The organism is Rufibacter psychrotolerans (assembly GCF_016924645.1).
GTDB lineage: Bacteria > Bacteroidota > Bacteroidia > Cytophagales > Hymenobacteraceae > Nibribacter > Nibribacter psychrotolerans.
The window spans coordinates 104,566-121,002 of the sequence record NZ_JAFFJV010000014.1 but is presented as its reverse complement, the minus strand read 5'-3'; the positions used below and the strand labels follow the sequence as shown (position 1 = coordinate 121,002).

The window sequence follows — 16,437 nt, the reverse complement described above, 5'->3', positions numbered from 1 at the left end:
ATGAGCAAATACATCAAGCATTTCTTCGTGGGCTACCTGGTGCTGGTGCTGGGGTATTTTACCTACGCCGGGCTTACCGGCACCCGTTTCCTGGGCGATGACAAGGAAGAAACAGAAAACGGGGGCAGCAGATCCTCCGGCGGCTACAGAAGACACACCTTTTACCACAAATAAGAACCATGGAATCACTCATCAATTACAAATTGGTCACGGCCTCTTTGTTGTACTCGTTCATTGGCATTGCCATCCTGTTCTTCACGTTCTGGCTGCTGGAGAAGATCACGCCTGAAAACCTCTGGAAAGAGATCCTGGAGAAGCAGAACATGGCCTTGGCCGTCATCTTTGCCGCATTCATCATTGCCATCGCCATCATCATTGGGGCGTCTGTACACGGGTAAAAGAGGTTTTTCATGCGTATAAGCGTACAGGCGTTGCTGCTGTTCTCAGTGTTTGTGGTGGCAACCTGCGGATTGGTGTATGAGTTGGTGGCGGGTACGCTGGCCAGTTATCTCCTGGGTGATTCCGTGACCCAGTTTTCCACCATTATTGGGGTGTACCTTTTTTCCATGGGCATTGGGAGCTACCTGTCGCGGTTCTTCAACCGTAACCTCATTGGCTGGTTCATCCAGATAGAGGTGCTGGTGGCGCTGGTGGGCGGCTTCAGTTCCACCCTGTTGTTTCTGCTGTTTGACCGGGTGGCCTCTTTCCAGATCGTGCTGTACCTGCTGGTGTCCCTCACCGGAACCTTGGTGGGGCTGGAGATTCCCTTGATCATGCGCATCCTGGAAGACCGGTTTGAGTTCAAGGAGCTGGTCTCCAAGATCTTTACTTTTGACTACATTGGGGCGCTGCTGGCCTCGGTGATTTTCCCGCTCTTGCTGGTGCCCCACCTGGGGCTCCTGCGCACGTCTTACTTCTTCGGCTTGCTGAACGCGGGCGTGGCCCTGTGGCTGTGCTTCTATTTCAGCAAAGAGGTGCGGTGGATGTTCTTCCTGCGCACGGCCTGCGTGGTGGCCATTGGCGCGCTGGTGACCGGGTTTGTGCTGAGCGACCGTATCCTGGCGTTCACCGAGAGCCTTTCCTATGCAGACAAGATCATCTACTCAGTACAGTCGCCTTACCAGAAGATTGTGCTCACCAAAAACGACCGCGAGTTCCGCCTTTTCCTGAACGGCAACCTGCAGTTCTCCAGCGCCGACGAATACCGTTACCATGAGGCCCTGGTGCATCCCGGCCTGAATTCGGTGCCAAACCCTAAAAAGGTGCTCGTTTTGGGCGGCGGCGATGGATTGGCGGTGCGCGAGGTGCTGCGCTACCCCTCGGTGGAAAAAGTGGTGCTGGTAGACCTGGACCAGGCCGTGACCGAGCTTTTCAAGAGCCATGAAGTCCTGCTTGACCTGAACCAACGGGCCTTGGAGTCCGCGAAGGTGCAGATTATCAACACCGATGCGTTCCAATGGCTCAAGAACAACCGGGAGCAGTTTGACTTTGTGGTGATTGATTTCCCGGACCCGGCCAACTACGCCATCGGCAAGCTGTATTCCAATACCTTCTATAAAGTACTGCACCAGGCCATCGCGCCGGGCGGGGCGGCGGTGATTCAGGCTACCTCGCCGTTTGTGGCGCCCAATTCCTATTGGTGCGTGGTGAACACGCTCACCAGCTGCGGGTTTGTGACCATGCCGTACCACGCCCACGTGCCCTCCTTCGGCGATTGGGGGTTTGTGCTGGCCTCGCCGCAGAAGGAACTGCAGGTGAACGGGCAGTTCATGGCCCAGCTCCGGTTTCTGGACGGGGCCACGTTTGAGCAGATGCGCACCTTCCCCAAAGACATGCCCGCCCGCGAAACAGAGATCAACAAATTGAACAACCAGGCCCTGGTCAGATACTTTGAAGACGAATGGGCCAAGTACCTGAACTAGATGGCCCAGCAGGAGGAGAGAAGAAGGTTTTTGAAACAAAGCGCGGTGGCCCTGGGCGGCCTGGCGCTGGGCGGCGGCGGCTACCTGGTGAGCTGCACCCCAGCAACCAACCAGCCCATTCCCGGCAGCTTGCTGGGGCCTTCGTTCAAGGCGGGGCACTTGCTCAGAACCGGCCTTACGGTGGTGCCCACCCAAACGGAAGAGATAGACGTGGCGGTGATTGGCGGGGGTGTGTCGGGGTTGTCGGCGGCGCGTTGGCTGAGCAAACATTCCAGGGCGCGGGTGTGCCTGCTGGAGCTGGAAGACCAGACCGGCGGCAACAGCCAGTCGGGGCAGAATGCGGTGTCGGCGTACCCCTGGGGGGCGCATTACCTGCCGTTGCCCAACCTGGCCAACCGGGAGCTGCTGCAGTTTCTGGAGGAAGCCCGGGTGATCACCGGGTATGATGCGGCCGGGCTGCCCCTCTACAACGAATACCACCTCTGCTTTGACCCCGAGGACCGGCTTTTCATCAACGGCTACTGGCAGGAGGGCCTGGTACCCCACTGGAGCGTGCCCCAACCTGATCTGGAACAGATAGACCGCTTCCTGGCCCTCATGGAAGAAATGAAACAGGCCAAAGGGGCAGACGGCCGGTTTGCCTTTGACATTCCGCTGGACAGCTCCTCTGCTGATGCACAGTTCCGGCAACTGGATACCCTCACCATGCAGGAGTGGCTGCACCAACAGAACCTTACTTCTGAGTACCTGCGCTGGTACGTGGAGTATTGCTGCCTGGATGATTTCGGGGCTACGCTGGAGCAGACCTCGGCCTGGGCCGGTATCCATTACTTTGCCGGCCGCAAAGCCCAGGCGGCCAACTCAGACCCGCACCGCGTGCTTACCTGGCCCCAGGGCAACCACTGGCTGGCCGAACGGCTGCGGGAGCAAACGGGCGCAGAGATCAGGACCGGTGCCTTGGTGTACAACCTGGAGCTGAAAGAAGGCAAGGTACTGATTGATTACCTGAACCTGGCTACTAACCAAGCCACCCGGCTGGTGGCCAACAAATGCATACTGGCCACCCCGCAGTTCGTGCGGGAGCGGTTAGTGGCCAAAATCAGTAAAACGGCCCCAAAACCCGCTGCCCAGGGGTTTTCGTACGCGCCCTGGCTGGTGGCCAATCTTACCCTCAAGAAAGTACCCAACGGAAAAGGAACGCCCCTGAGCTGGGACAACGTCATTTACGGCAGCCGTTCCCTGGGCTACGTGTACGCCCAGCAGCAAAGCGTGCAGGCCTTCCCAGAGAAGCAGGTCATCACGTTCTACTATCCTTTGCCAGATACCACGCCGGCAGCCCGGCAAGCCGTTTTCACCCGAAAGCGGGAAGAATGGACCGAACTAGTGCTGCAGGAACTGGAGAAAGCCCATCCGGGCATTCGCAGGGAAGTGGAGCAGGCCGACCTGTGGGTGTGGGGGCACGGCATGATCAGGCCCACGCCGGGCTTTATCTGGGGCCAGGAGCGGCAAAAAGCCGCTGCGCCGCTGGACGGGAAGATTGTGTTTGCCCACTCAGACCTGAGCGGCATCTCCATCTTTGAGGAAGCCTTTTACCAGGGCATCAAGGCGGCGCAACAACTCTTACCCGTATAGCCATGGAGAGACCAAAACAGCCGTGGCTGCACTCAGCCTGGGTAGATGGGGCCTTTATCCTGTCGCCGCCGTTTCTCTGCCTGCTGGCCATTGTGCTGTTCCCCGGGTTCTTTCAGCAGCACGTGAAGAGCCTTCCGGTGCCCGCGTGGGTCTTGCTGGTGCTCCTCATAGACGTGGGTCATGTGTACAGCACGCTTTTTAGGACGTATCTGGAGGAAGAAACGCGCCTGACCCGGAGGCGGCTCCTGCTGTGGGTGCCCCTGGGGGCCTGGGCGGGCGGCATGCTGCTGTACTCCCTGGGCGAGGGGGTGTTTTGGCGCGTGCTGGCCTACCTGGCGGTGTACCACTTTGTGCGCCAGCAGTACGGGTTTATGCGCCTGTACTCCCGTAAAGAGCCCCGGCTCAGAGCCGAGCACCGGTTTGATACCCTCTGCGTTTACGCCGCCACGCTTTTGCCCCTGCTGTACTGGCACTTGGAGGGCGGCCGCCACTTCAACTGGTTTATAGCCGATGACTTTCTCCGGCTCTCCTTTCCGGCGGCGGCGCCCTGGGTGGCCTATCTGAATGTTGCCTTGTTCCTGGTGTACCTGGGCAAGGAGGCGTGGGTATTCTGGCGGCACCGGCGGGTGAACCTGCCCCGCTTTCTGGTCATGACCGGTACCTTTCTGGCCTGGTACATTGGCATAGTGCACTACAACGGCGATCTTATCTTTACCACGTTCAACGTGGTCTCCCACGGCATCCCGTACCTGGCTTTGGTCTGGATTTCCAGAAAACGGCCCCAAAACCGATTAGTGCAGCCGGTGCGGCGGACCTGGCGGGAGCGGCTTACCGTGGGCCTGGTGGGCGGAGGCTTCTTTATTGGCTTGGTGGTGGTGCTGGCCTACCTGGAGGAAGGGCTCTGGGATGCGCTGGTGTGGCGGGAGCACCCGGAGGTGTTTTCTACTTTCCAGGTGCTGCCGCAGGTGGAAGACGGGGTGGTGCTTGCGGTGCTGGTGCCTTTGCTGGCGCTGCCGCAGATCACGCACTACCTGCTGGATGGCTTTATCTGGAAAGCCTCACGTAAGCGCCAACCCAACCCCATGGCTGAAGGAAAAACTGGCGCTTAGCGTTTAGGGGCTACTTTTCTGAAAAGGGGCCGGAAACTGCTGCTAGGAGGGGGGACCCCTTTACAAGGGACCTTGCTGGGGAAGTTTCGCGGAAGCCTTCACCATTGAGGGCAAAAACTCCCTATGTTTGTGCCTTGCCAACCTGTACCTTTGAACCATGAAGATTCTCCTCATTGAAGACGAACCCAAAGTGAGCGCTTTCATCAAGAAAGGCCTGGAGGAGCAGATGTATGAGGTGGAGCAGGCGTACGACGGCTTTTACGGCGCCAAGCTGGCCATGGAGAACGAGTATGACCTGGTGATCTTGGATGTGATTCTGCCGCGCATGAACGGAGTGGAGGTCTGCAAGCTCATCCGGCAGCAGAGCGTGACCGTTCCCATCCTCATGCTCACCGCCCTGGGCAGCACCGATGACAAGATCCTGGGCCTGGACTCCGGGGCCGATGATTACCTGGTCAAGCCGTTTGAGTTTCAGGAGCTGCTGGCCCGCATCAGGGCCCTCACGCGGCGGTCGCAGGAAAGCGTGGGCACCGAGGTCCTCAAGATTGCCGACCTGGAGCTGGACGTGCAGAAAAAGACCGTGCACCGCAAGGGCGTGCCCATTTCCCTCACGGCCCGTGAGTTTGCCCTGCTGCAGTACCTGCTGCGCAACAAAGAGCGGGTGGTCTCCAGGGTAGACATTATTGAGCAGGTCTGGGAGACTTCCTTTGACACCGGCAGCAACGTGATAGACGTGTACATCAACTTCCTGCGCAAAAAGATAGACAAAGACTTCTCCCCCAAATTGATCCATACCCTGGTAGGCATGGGCTATGTACTCAAGGAAATGGAGGAAAAATGAAAATCAAGACCAGACTCACGCTGCAGTTTGCCGGCATCTTCACGGGCATCCTGCTTTTCTTCTCCATCTCGGTCTACTACTTCAGCTCGCTGTACCGCAAGAACGATTTCTACGGCCGCATCCTCAACCGGGCCTTCGCCACGGCGCACTACGTGCTGGACGCCGATACCGTGAGCCAGCAGCAGCACGCCCTTGACCAGCGCCTTTACTTCCAGATGCTGCCCCGCGAGGTGGTGAAGGTCTATGACGAAAACCACCGGCTGCTTTTCACCGACGGGGCCGACCAACTGGTGGTGCCCCCCAGGCTTTTGGAAAAGCTGAAGCAGGACGGCGAGGTGCGCCTGGAGCAGGGCGACCGCCAATTAGTCGGCATCCGGTACTGGCACACCAACAAGGTCTACTTTGTGCTGGCCTCATCCATTGACCTCTACAACCTCAACAAACTACAGCACCTGCGCACGCTCCTGATCACGGGCTTTGTGATCTCGCTGCTCACGGTGATCATTGCGGGCATGGCCTTCTCCCGGGCGGCCCTCAAGCCTTTCCTCAAGGTGGTGTCTGAGGTGGAAACCATCAACGCCTCAGACCTGCGGCAGCGCCTCTCCCAAGCCGATGGCGAAGACGAAGTGGCCCACCTGGCCCAGACTTTCAACAACCTGCTGGACCGGCTGGAGACCGCCTTTGAGTCACAGAAAACGTTTGTGTCCAGTGCCTCGCACGAGCTGCGCACCCCCCTTACGGCCATGATTGGCGAGCTGCAGGTAGCCCTGATGAACCGGCGCCAGCCCGAGGAGTATGAACGCGTGCTGCAATCCATTCTGGAAGATGCCCAACTGCTGGCGCAGCTCTCCAACGGCCTGTTGCAGATGGTACAGGCCAGCACCGACTCCTCCAAGATTCCCATGACCGATCTGCGCGTGGATGAGTTGGTCTGGCAAGCCTGCGCCGAGGGCCGCAAGCGCCAGCCGCACATGAAGGTGGAAGTGGACTTTGTGAACCTGCCCGAGGACGACAATGAACTCATGATCAGGGGCAACGAGGCGCTGCTGCTCATTGCCACCGTGAACGTGCTGGAAAACGCCGCCAAGTTCTCCCGGGGCGAGGTAATCATCACGGTGTCCATTGAGGTGCAGGCCCGCACGCTGGTGCTGCGGATACAGGACCGCGGCATTGGCATGGCCCCCGAGGACGTGCGCAAGGTCTTCGTGCCGTTCTTCCGGGCCGAGAATGTGCGGGAAATCTCGGGCCACGGCATTGGGTTGCCGCTCGCCGAGAAAATCATTCAGCTGCACCGGGGCACCATTGCGGTGCGCTCTCAGCTGAACGAGGGCACCGAGGTGTCCATCACCCTGCCCAAGCTGTATGGGGTCATCCGTATTTAAAATTAAGCCGTCACTTAGCCTACTTTAATGTTTACCCGTTTCAGCGCTGTTTTTAAGAAAACAGCGCTGAAACGGGTTTTTTGCCGCTTTTTCTCCTCTTTCTATTGCCCCGTTGGCTTTATAATACCTGTAAAGGCTTAAAGGAGTAACGTTTATTTTAATCAAATTTTAATTTGGTTTTAATTCAATCTTAATACCCTTTTCTGAGTTTTGCAGAAGAAAAATCAAAAAGCATAAGAAATGTTGCCAGTTTGGCAATGTAGCGCAAAAGATTGTACGGTATGAAAGAAAGAGGATTGTTTGACTCTGTTGGCAAAGATTTGTCATCGGGCTTGGTCGTGTTTTTGGTGGCCCTGCCTTTGTGCCTTGGCATTTCGCTGGCCTCTGGGGCACCCCTGTTTGCCGGGCTTATTGCCGGGGTAACGGGGGGGTTGGTGGTGTCGTGGCTAAGTGGCTCGCACCTGAGCGTGAGTGGTCCGGCCGCGGGTTTGACCGTGATTGTGATCAACGGCATCCAGACCCTGGGCAGCTATGAAGTCTTCCTTCTGGCGGTGGTGCTCTGCGGGGTTTTACAGGTTGTGCTGGGATACCTGAAAGCCGGGATTATTGGGTTGTATTTCCCTTCCTCGGTGATCAAGGGCATGCTGGCCGCCATCGGGCTTATCCTTATTTTAAAGCAGATTCCGCACTTTTTGGGCGCCGACGAGGACTTCCTGGGCGACCTGAACTTCTGGCAGCCAGATGGCCGCAATACCTTCTCTGAGATTGGGTACGCCATCAGCAACCGCCTGCAGGTAGGGTCCCTTATTGTGGGTCTGGTTTCCCTGGCCATTCTGGTGCTGTGGGACCGTCCTTTTTTGCAGCGAATTTCGTTCTTCAAGCTGGTGCCGGGCGCCCTTATTGCCGTGCTGGTGTCCATTGGCCTGAACCTCCTGTTCCAAAACTCTTTCCCAGCCCTTGCCATTGCCGATACGCACCTGGTGCAATTACCTGATATCTCTGGGGCCGCCTCTTTGCTGAGCGAGCTGCGCTTCCCAGACTGGAGCGCCTTTACCAACCCGCAGGTGTACGTGGTGGGCGCAACCCTGGCCATTGTAGCCAGCCTTGAAAGCTTGCTGAGCGTGGAAGCCATTGACAAGCTGGACCCGCACAAGCGCCGTACCCCCAACAACCGTGAACTGAAGGCCCAGGGCGTGGGTAACATGGTGAGTGGTCTGATTGGCGGTATTCCTATCACGGCGGTAATTGTGAGAAGCTCTGCCAACCTGAACGCGGGGGCACAGTCTAAGATGTCCAGCTTCTTCCACGGTATCTTCCTCCTGATGAGTATCCTGTTCCTGACCGATGCGCTGCGCCTGGTTCCGTTGGCAGCCCTGGCGGCGGTACTCCTGGTGGTTGGTTTCAAATTGACCAAACCGGCCCTGTACAAAACGCAGTGGAAATTGGGCCTGGACCAGTTCCTGCCGTTCATCATCACCATTCTGGCCATCTTGTTCACCGACCTGCTGAAAGGTATCTCCATTGGTCTGGTGGTAGGCGTCTTCTACATTCTTAAAGCCAACTACAAGTCGCCGTACTTTTTCCGCCGCGAGAACCATGAAGGGCAGGAGAAGATCCACATCAAGCTGAGCGAGAACGTTTCTTTCCTGAACAAAGCCAGCGTGGCCCTTACCCTGGAGCACCTGCCGGAGCGCAGCGAAGTAATCATTGATGGCTCCCAGTCTACCTACATTGACTATGACGTGCTGGAGGCCATCCAGAATTTCAGGACCGTGGCCCATGAGAAAGATATCCGGCTAACCCTGAAAGATATCCCAACCGTTGCCACTATTGACGCACATTAATTTTTATATAAGAACTATGGAAGCAATAAATAGAACGCCAATGCACCCAGACATGGAGCGCATTTTTAAAGGAAACCTTGAGTGGGTAGAGAAGAAGCGCGAAGATGACCCAGAATTCTTTGAGCGCTCTGCCAAAGGCCAGACTCCTAAATACCTGTTCATAGGCTGCTCAGACAGCCGCGTGCCAGCCAGCCAGATTTCCGGGACCGCCCCGGGCGAGATGTTTGTGCACCGCAACATCGCCAACATGGTAGTGCACACAGACATGAACCTGCTTTCTGTGCTGCAGTACGCCGTGGAAGTGCTGAAGGTGAAACACATCATGGTTGTGGGCCACTATGGCTGCGGCGGGGTTGCCGCCGCCATGAGCGACAAGCAGTTTGGCCTCATTGACAACTGGCTCACCAACATCAAAGACGTGATCAGGCTGCACGAGAATGAGTTCAACTTTATCACAGATGAGGAGCAGCGCTTCCGCAGGCTGGTGGAGCTGAACGTGATTGAGCAAGTGATCAACCTTTCTAAGACCTCCATCATCCAGAACGCCCTGAAGGACGAAGATCCACCGCAGCTGCACGGCCTGGTATATGACATCCGGGAAGGCATCCTGCACAACCTCAACGTGAAAGAGCACATGCTCAAGCGCTTTGAGCATATTTACGGCATGCAATAAGCAGTCCCTTAGTTTTAGTTCATTAGATTAGAGTAAATGGTTTAGTTGTTAATGCAGAAAGCCCCACCGCAAGGTGGGGCTTTCTGTTTTTAGCCATCTGGCTTAAGGCAAACTACCAGCCGGCATTGTTAGAGCCTGACCCGTAGTTGTATGGAGGGCCGCCGGCAGAAGAGTTTCTGCGGCTTCTGTTGTCATAGTCGTTGTCATCATCGCCGGCTATGCTGTTCCAGGCGTCCCTGATGCCGTGGCCTATTCTTTCAAAGAAGCCTTCGCCGTCGCGGTTGTCGTCGTCATTGTCGTTGCTACGGTTTCTGCGGTACCGGTCTTCATCGTAGTTATTACTGCCCCAATTGTCATTTCTTGGGTGGTTGTAATCATCTGAATACCGGTTTTCCATGGCATTGCCGTGGCTGTAGCGGGCGTGGTCGTTATCATCGTCGTTCATCCAGCTGCTGTTGCCGCTGCGGTTGCCGCTCTGGTTATTGGTGCCGTACATGTTGGTGTTGCCGCCAGAGTTCCGGTTGTGGTCACTGGAGCCAGAGCCCATGCCTGAACTACCGCTCATGCCATAGCCACTTCCCATACCGGAGCTACCGCTCATGCCATAGCCTCCGCCCATGCCGGAGCTGCCGCTCATGCCGTATCCAGAACCGCCTCTGGAAGACTGCCCGTAAGAAGACTCTGAATTGTTCCCATACGAAGACCCGCTATGGCCATAAGACCCGCCGTAGTTGCTTGATCCGGAAGACTGGCCGCCGCGGGAGCTCCCGTAGTCTGAACTGGAGCCAGAGCCGTAGCCCGAGTTGTGGCCCCGGTAGTCGTTAGAGCCGCCGTAGTTGCTGTAGGCATTGCCCCGGTCCATGGCACCGCCCGACATGTGGCCGGAAGAAGACCCGGCGTAGCCTGAACGAGCGCCGCCGTAGGTGCCAATGTCATGCGAAGAGCCGCCACCGGTATTGGAAGAGCCGCTTTGGCCGAAGTTAGAGGAGCCATAGTTAGACCCGCCCATAGAAGAGCCGCCGCGGTTGCTGCTGCCGGAGCCATAGGAGCCATAGCCGCCCTGGTTCATGCTGTCGTGGCGGGAGCCGCCCATGGAGGAGCCGCTTTGTCCGTAATTGGACGAACCGTAGTTAGACCCGCCCATTGAGGAGCCGCCGCTCATGGAAGAGCCACTGCCTCTGGAAGAACCATAGTTAGAGCCACCGCTCATGCCCTGGCCAGAACCGCCCCGGTTTTGCATGGAGCCGCTCTGCATGGAGTTGCCCTGCATGGAGTGTCCGCTCCAGCCGCTGGAATTGCCGTACTGGCCGCCTTGGTTGCTGCGGTTTTGGTCCTGGTAGCCGCTTTGGTTTCCAGAACGGTATTGGTTGCCGCCGTAGTTAGAACCCTGGCTGCTGTAGTGGCTTTCAGAGCGGTCATCGTTGTTGCCGCTGAACACAGATCCGCGGCTACTGAAATTGCTCTCGCCGCGGTCGCCGGTGTTGCCAGCGTTATGACTTCCGCCAAAAGATTTGTAGTCCTTATTGCCATACCCGGTGGTCCGATTGCCCATGCTGCCCCATTCACTACGATTGGTGTTTTCGTTTCCTGAACGGTACGTGTTAAAGGCATCGTACCCTGTATGCTCACGATTTTTCATAGTTAGTTTATGTTAAAGGTGAATGATGGATTACCCAATGCCACCCGTGGCACCGGATTATTTTATACGAGGCGGTTGGGGCTTTGTTAAGTATAAAATCCATAAATCAGTACAAAGCCGATGGCCTTGCGAAGACCATCAGTGAGGCTAATCAGTTGATTCGTAATTGATAAGCGAAATCGATTAACCATTGCGAAAATGGCGTAATATCTAAAAAGTGATATATGCGGTAAATGGCTCTCTGCTAGCTAAAAAGCCGGATTTTGCGTACCTTTGGGGTCCGTTTTAGACCTGTTTTCCCCAATACTGCCTTGAAACTCTGCATCGCCGAAAAACCCAGTGTAGCCCGTGAGATTGCCCACGTGATTGGTGCCAAAACCAAGCGCGACGGCTACTTTGAAGGCAACGGCTACCAGGTCACCTGGACCTTCGGGCACTTCTGCCAGCTCTGCGAGCCAGACGATTACAACCCCCACTGGAAGCGCTGGTACCTGCCCGATCTGCCCCTGGTGCCGGACCGTTTCGACATCAAGCTCATCAGCAACAAAGGGGTAGAGCAGCAGTTCAAAGTCATTCAAAAGCTGCTGGAATCTGCCGAGGAAGTGATCAACTGCGGCGATGCCGGGCAGGAGGGAGAGGTGATTCAACGCTGGGTCCTGCACCAGGCCAAATACCGCAAACCGTTCAAACGCCTCTGGATTTCTTCTCTTACCGAGGAAGCCATCCGGCAGGGTTTTGCGCAACTGCGCGACGGCAAAGAGTTTGACCAGCTGTACCAAGCCGGCAAGAGTCGCGCCATTGGTGACTGGCTCCTGGGCATCAATGCCACGCGTCTGTTTACGTTGAAATACGCGCAAGGGCGGCAACTGCTTTCCTTGGGTCGCGTGCAGACGCCCACCCTGGCCATGATTGTGCACCGTCACCTGGAGATCCAGAACTTCAAGCCCGAGCCGTTCTGGGAGCTGAAAACCGTGTACCGCGAGGTGACATTCAGCAGCACCTCGGGCCGGTTCAAAGACGAGGCCAAAGCCCTGGCCATTCTGGAGCAGATCAAACCCGCCGAGTTCGAGATCAAGGACGTGGAAACCAAGCGCGGCACCGAGAGCGCCCCGCGCCTGTTTGACCTCACCTCGCTGCAGGTGGAGTGCAACAACAAATTTGGGATGTCCGCCGATGAGACCCTGAAAACGGTGCAGAGCCTCTATGAGAAAAAGGTGGTCAGCTACCCGCGCGTAGACACCACCTTCTTGCCCGATGATATCTATCCCAAGATCCCCGGCATCCTGGGCGGTCTGCACGATTACCAGCACCTCACGCAGGAGCTGTTGGGCAAGAAGATCAGGAAATCAGCCAAGGTCTTCAACAACAACAAAGTCACCGATCACCACGCCATCATCCCCACCGGGGCTGATGCCCGCGGACTGTACGGCACCGAGGCCAAGGTGTTTGACCTGGTGGCCAAGCGCTTCATTGCCGCGTTTTACCCAGACTGTATTGTGAGCAACACGGTGGTGAACGGCGAGGCGGCGCAGCACGCGTTCCGGGCCAGAGGCAAGCAGATTCTGGAGCCCGGTTGGCGCGTGGTCTACGGCCCCGAGGAACCTCAGAACACGCCCAAGCCCGCTGCCAAACCCTCCGCCGAAGGCGAGGAGAAGGAAGAGGATTTAGCGGTGTTGCCGCACTTTGCCGCCGGCGAGCGCGGCCCGCATGAGCCGCTGCTGGAACGCAAATCCACCAGTCCGCCCAAGGACTTTACCGAGGCCACGTTGCTCCGTTCCATGGAAACGGCCGGAAAACAGGTGGAGGACGAGGAACTGAAAGAGGCGCTGAAGGAAAACGGCATCGGAAGGCCTTCTACCCGGGCGGCCATCATTGAGACCTTGTTCAAGCGCAACTACATCCGGAAGGAGAAAAAGAAAATCCTGCCCACCCAAACGGGCATCGATCTGATTCAGGTCATCAGAAACCCCACGCTCAAATCGGCGGAGATGACGGGGCAGTGGGAGAAGAAACTCAGGCAGATTGAGGGCGGCGAATTTGAGGCCGAAAATTTCCTGCAGGAGCTCAAGGGTTTGGTGTGGGAAATGGTGCAGGAGGTGAAGCAGGACACGAACATGGTTACCCTGCAGCCTACCGAAGCCGCCACTGCGCCCGCCAAAGAGAAAGAGCCCGCCAAAAAAGGGGAGAAAGCCAAAAAAGAGCCCAAAAACGCCTCTGCTCCAGCAGCTGGATTGGGCGCCTGCCCCGCCTGCGGCACCGGGCACATCCTGAAAGGAAGCTCGGCCTACGGGTGCGCCCGTTTCAGGGAAGGGTGCCAGTTCCGGCTGCCTATGACGTTCCATGGCAAACCGCTCACAGAAAAGCACGTGCAGACCCTGCTGAAGAAAGGGAAAAGCGCCGTGGTGAAAGGCTTTGTGGAGGAAGGCTCCGGCGAGAAGTTTGATGCCAGTTTTGCCTTGACGCCCACCCATGAACTGCAGCTGGAAAGAGCCGAGGCCAAGGAACAGAAACCCGTGGTCATGATCTGCCCCAAGTGCAGCCAGGGCCAGATGCTGAAAGGCAAGACCGCCTACGGCTGCAGCCGCTTCCGGGAAGGCTGCCAGTTTATGGTGCCGTTTGAACTGCACGGCAAAACCCTGTCGGAGAGCCACATCAAGGCGCTGGTGCTCAAAGGCAAGACCGGCAAGATCAAAGGCTTTACCTCACCCAAGACCGGCAATAAGTTTGAGGCAGCCCTCAAGCTGAACGAGGACTACAAAGTGGTCTACCTGTTTCACTAAGTACCAAGGCAGGACCAGCGCACCGGCACGAGCAGGCGGGAAATTCAGCCGGCAAGGGTAAAAGAAAAGCCCTCCCCGAAGCGTTCTGTTGCAGGTGGGGTACAGGCGTGCTACCCGGCAGAAAGATTTTTCTGGGGCCGGCGCCATACCGCTAATGTGTAACCCTTTAAGGGGAAACAACGTTGGTTTATGATTTTTTTGGTAACTTACACCCTCACCAGCCCCTAGAGAAGCCGTTTTTGCCCTCTAAGGCCCGGCTGGTGCTCCAGGGTAGCCCTCCGGAAAGGATCACCAATTTTCTCTTTTCCGAGAAAGCGTGCATTGTTCCGGCGTGGGAAGTTGTCCCTGTTAGTGTATTAGAAAAACGAAGTAGAGTCCATGTTTAAGAAGTTTGCATTTGTTCTGGGTTGCCTCCTGGTATCGTACGGGGCCGCCTCGGCCGAAACCTTGTTTGCCCGTGATTCCACCGGCGTGAAAGTCCAGAACGGAAGAACCTACATTACCCACAAAGTAACCCCCGGCGAAACCCTTTATGCCCTGTCCCGCAAGTACGGGGTAGCCGTAGCCAAGATTGTGGAGGCCAATAAAGGCGTTGACAAGTCCCTGATTGTGGGGCAGACCGTGCTGATTCCCCTCAAAGCCGAAGCCAGCAACTCCGCCGCGACCAAAGCCACGCCCACTGAACCAGCCGGGGCTACCACCAGCCCGGCGGCCAACCGCACCTACGTGGTAGACGCCAAAGGCAACAAAATCCATAAGGTGCAACCCCGCCAGACCTTGTTCGCCATTGCCAACCAGCACGGCGTAACGGTAGACGACCTCATGAAGTGGAACAAACTTACCGCCTCTAAAGTGGTGGTGGGCCAGAACCTCATTGTGGGAGTAGGGGCCACGCCTTCGCAGGCCACCGCTGACGCCAAGGTGTACGTGCCCGAGTCGGACGATGTGGTTACTGCCCCCAAGCAGCCCGCCACCCCAGCAACACCGGCTGCTTCTACCGCCAAAACCACCTCACCGGCCGCTGCCAAGGGAGATGCCGACGATGAGAAAACTTCCTCTAAAACCACCGAGTACGTGTCAAGGGTGAACGAGAGCGGCATGGCCGAGCAGATTGACACCCGCACCGATGCCAATAAATTCCTGGCCTTGCATAAGACCGCCCCGGTGGGCACCATCATGGCCGTGAAAAACCCCATGAACGACCAGACCGTGTACGTGCGCGTGATCGGTAAACTGCCCTCCACCGGCGACAACGACAAACTGGTGGTAAAACTCTCCAAGAAAGCCTGCCAGCAGATTGGCGCCGTGGACAAGCGGTTTAGGGTAGAAGTGTCGTACATGCCTTAAGCGTTTTCAAGCTATTTTCCCGAAAGGAGGCAAAAAACGGAAACCAGCCTGGTGCCGTTTTTTGCCTCCTTTCGTTTCTTTGCGTTTTTCCCGTAAGTAGCCCGAAAACAGAGCCGAGGTACCGTATAGCTTAAGACTACCTATGCCAGGGAAGAGCGGATTTAACCTTGATAGCTTTTTCCTAATACCTACTTCACGTTTCCTTATTCCAACTTGAACTGATGTCCTACACCACCGCCCAACTGGAAGCTCTGCTGGAAGACCGCTACCGCCGCTACAACACGCCAGACTTTATCCCGCATGATCCGGTATCCATTCCGCACCTGTTCCAGCTGAAACAGGACATTGAGCTCTCGGGGTTCTTTGCGGCTATTCTAGCCTGGGGCCAACGCAAAACCATCATCAACAAGTGTAAGGAGCTGATGCAGCGCATGGACAATGCCCCGTTCCAGTTCATTACCCAGCACCAGGACGGGGACCTGAAACAGCTTCTCGGGTTCAAGCACCGCACCTTCAATGATACTGATCTGCTTTATCTGGTGCATTTCTTCAGGTGGTTCTACGAGCAGCACCAGAGCCTGGAAGAAGCATTTCTGGGCTACCCGGCCGCTCCTTTATCAGAGCAGAAGTCACGGCTGTCCTTTTTCTATAACCTAGTCTTTTCCTTACCGGAGGCCCCGCACCGCACCCGCAAGCACATTTCCACGCCGGCCAAAAAATCGGCCTGTAAACGGATCAACATGTATCTGCGCTGGATGGTGAGGAAAGACGAGCAGGGCGTAGATTTCGGGATCTGGAACCGCATGTCACCCGCCGATTTGGTTTGCCCCTGTGATGTGCACGTGCAACGGGTGGCCCGCAAACTAGGCCTCATTGAACGAGCGCAGTCAGATTGGGCCATGGCCGAAGAACTGACCCAGAACCTGAAGCAGTTTGATCCGGCAGATCCGGTGAAGTATGACTATGCGCTGTTCGGGTTAGGTATAGAGGAGAAGTTCTGAGTGAAGTTGGTTTGAACTTATAAACTAATATAAACACTGGCCATAATCAGCTAGGGCTTCTACTCATCTAATTATTGTCTTTACCTCCTTATCATCTTTACCTCCCTTTTGTCATCTTGGAAAGATCTTGTGGGCGAACTAGAAAAGCACAAGAGAAACGCTACTACCGTTCGCTCACAAGATCCTTTCAGGATGACAGAGTAGAGGAAGGTGTTTTCACCAACAATCCCTGTAGACTTTGCGATGCCAAGAATCTAACTAGTAGAA

13 protein-coding genes are annotated in these 16,437 nt (G+C 56.4%); 12 read left to right on the top strand and 1 reads right to left on the bottom strand.

Going from position 1 to position 16,437, the window contains the following annotated elements; translation table 11 throughout:
• From JT718_RS14105 to JT718_RS14065, 9 genes are all read left to right on the top strand, one after another.
• Window positions 1-174, top strand: a complete 174-nt coding sequence (locus JT718_RS14105; protein ID WP_205503351.1) for a hypothetical protein — start codon at window positions 1-3, stop codon at window positions 172-174.
• 5 nt (window positions 175-179) lie between these two features.
• Window positions 180-398: a DUF350 domain-containing protein gene (locus tag JT718_RS14100; protein WP_240337098.1), complete on the top strand. Its 219-nt coding sequence runs from the start codon at window positions 180-182 to the stop codon at window positions 396-398.
• Between the two features lie 12 nt (window positions 399-410).
• The gene (locus JT718_RS14095) at window positions 411-1,922 is read left to right on the top strand and encodes a polyamine aminopropyltransferase (RefSeq protein WP_205503350.1); all 1,512 of its coding nucleotides are present in this window, start codon (window positions 411-413) and stop codon (window positions 1,920-1,922) included.
• Window positions 1,923-1,952: 30 nt separating this feature from the next.
• Window positions 1,953-3,554, top strand: a complete 1,602-nt coding sequence (locus tag JT718_RS14090; RefSeq protein WP_240337097.1) for an FAD-dependent oxidoreductase — start codon at window positions 1,953-1,955, stop codon at window positions 3,552-3,554.
• A 2-nt stretch (window positions 3,555-3,556) separates the two neighbouring features.
• The gene (locus JT718_RS14085) at window positions 3,557-4,663 is read left to right on the top strand and encodes a hypothetical protein (RefSeq protein ID WP_205503348.1); all 1,107 of its coding nucleotides are present in this window, start codon (window positions 3,557-3,559) and stop codon (window positions 4,661-4,663) included.
• Between the two features lie 157 nt (window positions 4,664-4,820).
• A complete protein-coding gene (locus JT718_RS14080; protein WP_205503347.1) occupies window positions 4,821-5,504 on the top strand; it encodes a response regulator in 684 nt (227 codons plus the stop codon).
• Entirely contained in the window at window positions 5,501-6,886 is a 1,386-nt protein-coding gene (locus JT718_RS14075; protein ID WP_205503346.1) for a sensor histidine kinase, read from the top strand. Before JT718_RS14080 ends, JT718_RS14075 begins: the two co-directional genes overlap by 4 nt.
• 281 nt (window positions 6,887-7,167) lie before the next feature.
• Window positions 7,168-8,730 carry a SulP family inorganic anion transporter gene (locus tag JT718_RS14070; protein ID WP_205503345.1) on the top strand — a complete coding sequence of 521 codons (1,563 nt, stop codon included), beginning with the start codon at window positions 7,168-7,170 and terminating at the stop codon, window positions 8,728-8,730.
• Between the two features lie 16 nt (window positions 8,731-8,746).
• Window positions 8,747-9,403 carry a carbonic anhydrase gene (locus JT718_RS14065; RefSeq protein ID WP_240337096.1) on the top strand — a complete coding sequence of 219 codons (657 nt, stop codon included), beginning with the start codon at window positions 8,747-8,749 and terminating at the stop codon, window positions 9,401-9,403.
• A 112-nt stretch (window positions 9,404-9,515) separates the two neighbouring features.
• Here JT718_RS14065 and JT718_RS14060 read toward each other — a convergent pair whose 3' ends face one another.
• A complete protein-coding gene (locus JT718_RS14060) occupies window positions 9,516-11,042 on the bottom strand; it encodes a hypothetical protein (protein ID WP_205503344.1) in 1,527 nt (508 codons plus the stop codon).
• 311 nt (window positions 11,043-11,353) lie between these two features.
• On the opposite strand from JT718_RS14060, the gene JT718_RS14055 reads away from it, so the two are divergent.
• The 3 genes from JT718_RS14055 to JT718_RS14045 all read left to right on the top strand — a co-directional run bounded on the left by JT718_RS14055 (window position 11,354) and on the right by JT718_RS14045 (window position 16,170).
• The gene (locus JT718_RS14055) at window positions 11,354-13,822 is read left to right on the top strand and encodes a type IA DNA topoisomerase (RefSeq protein ID WP_205503343.1); all 2,469 of its coding nucleotides are present in this window, start codon (window positions 11,354-11,356) and stop codon (window positions 13,820-13,822) included.
• 378 nt (window positions 13,823-14,200) lie between these two features.
• Window positions 14,201-15,169 (top strand): LysM peptidoglycan-binding domain-containing protein, encoded by a 969-nt coding sequence (locus JT718_RS14050; RefSeq protein ID WP_205503342.1) that lies wholly within the window; start codon window positions 14,201-14,203, stop codon window positions 15,167-15,169.
• Between the two features lie 221 nt (window positions 15,170-15,390).
• Complete coding sequence (locus JT718_RS14045) at window positions 15,391-16,170, top strand: TIGR02757 family protein (protein ID WP_205503341.1); 780 nt, start codon at window positions 15,391-15,393, stop codon at window positions 16,168-16,170.
• The last annotated feature ends 267 nt before the right edge of the window (window positions 16,171-16,437 follow it).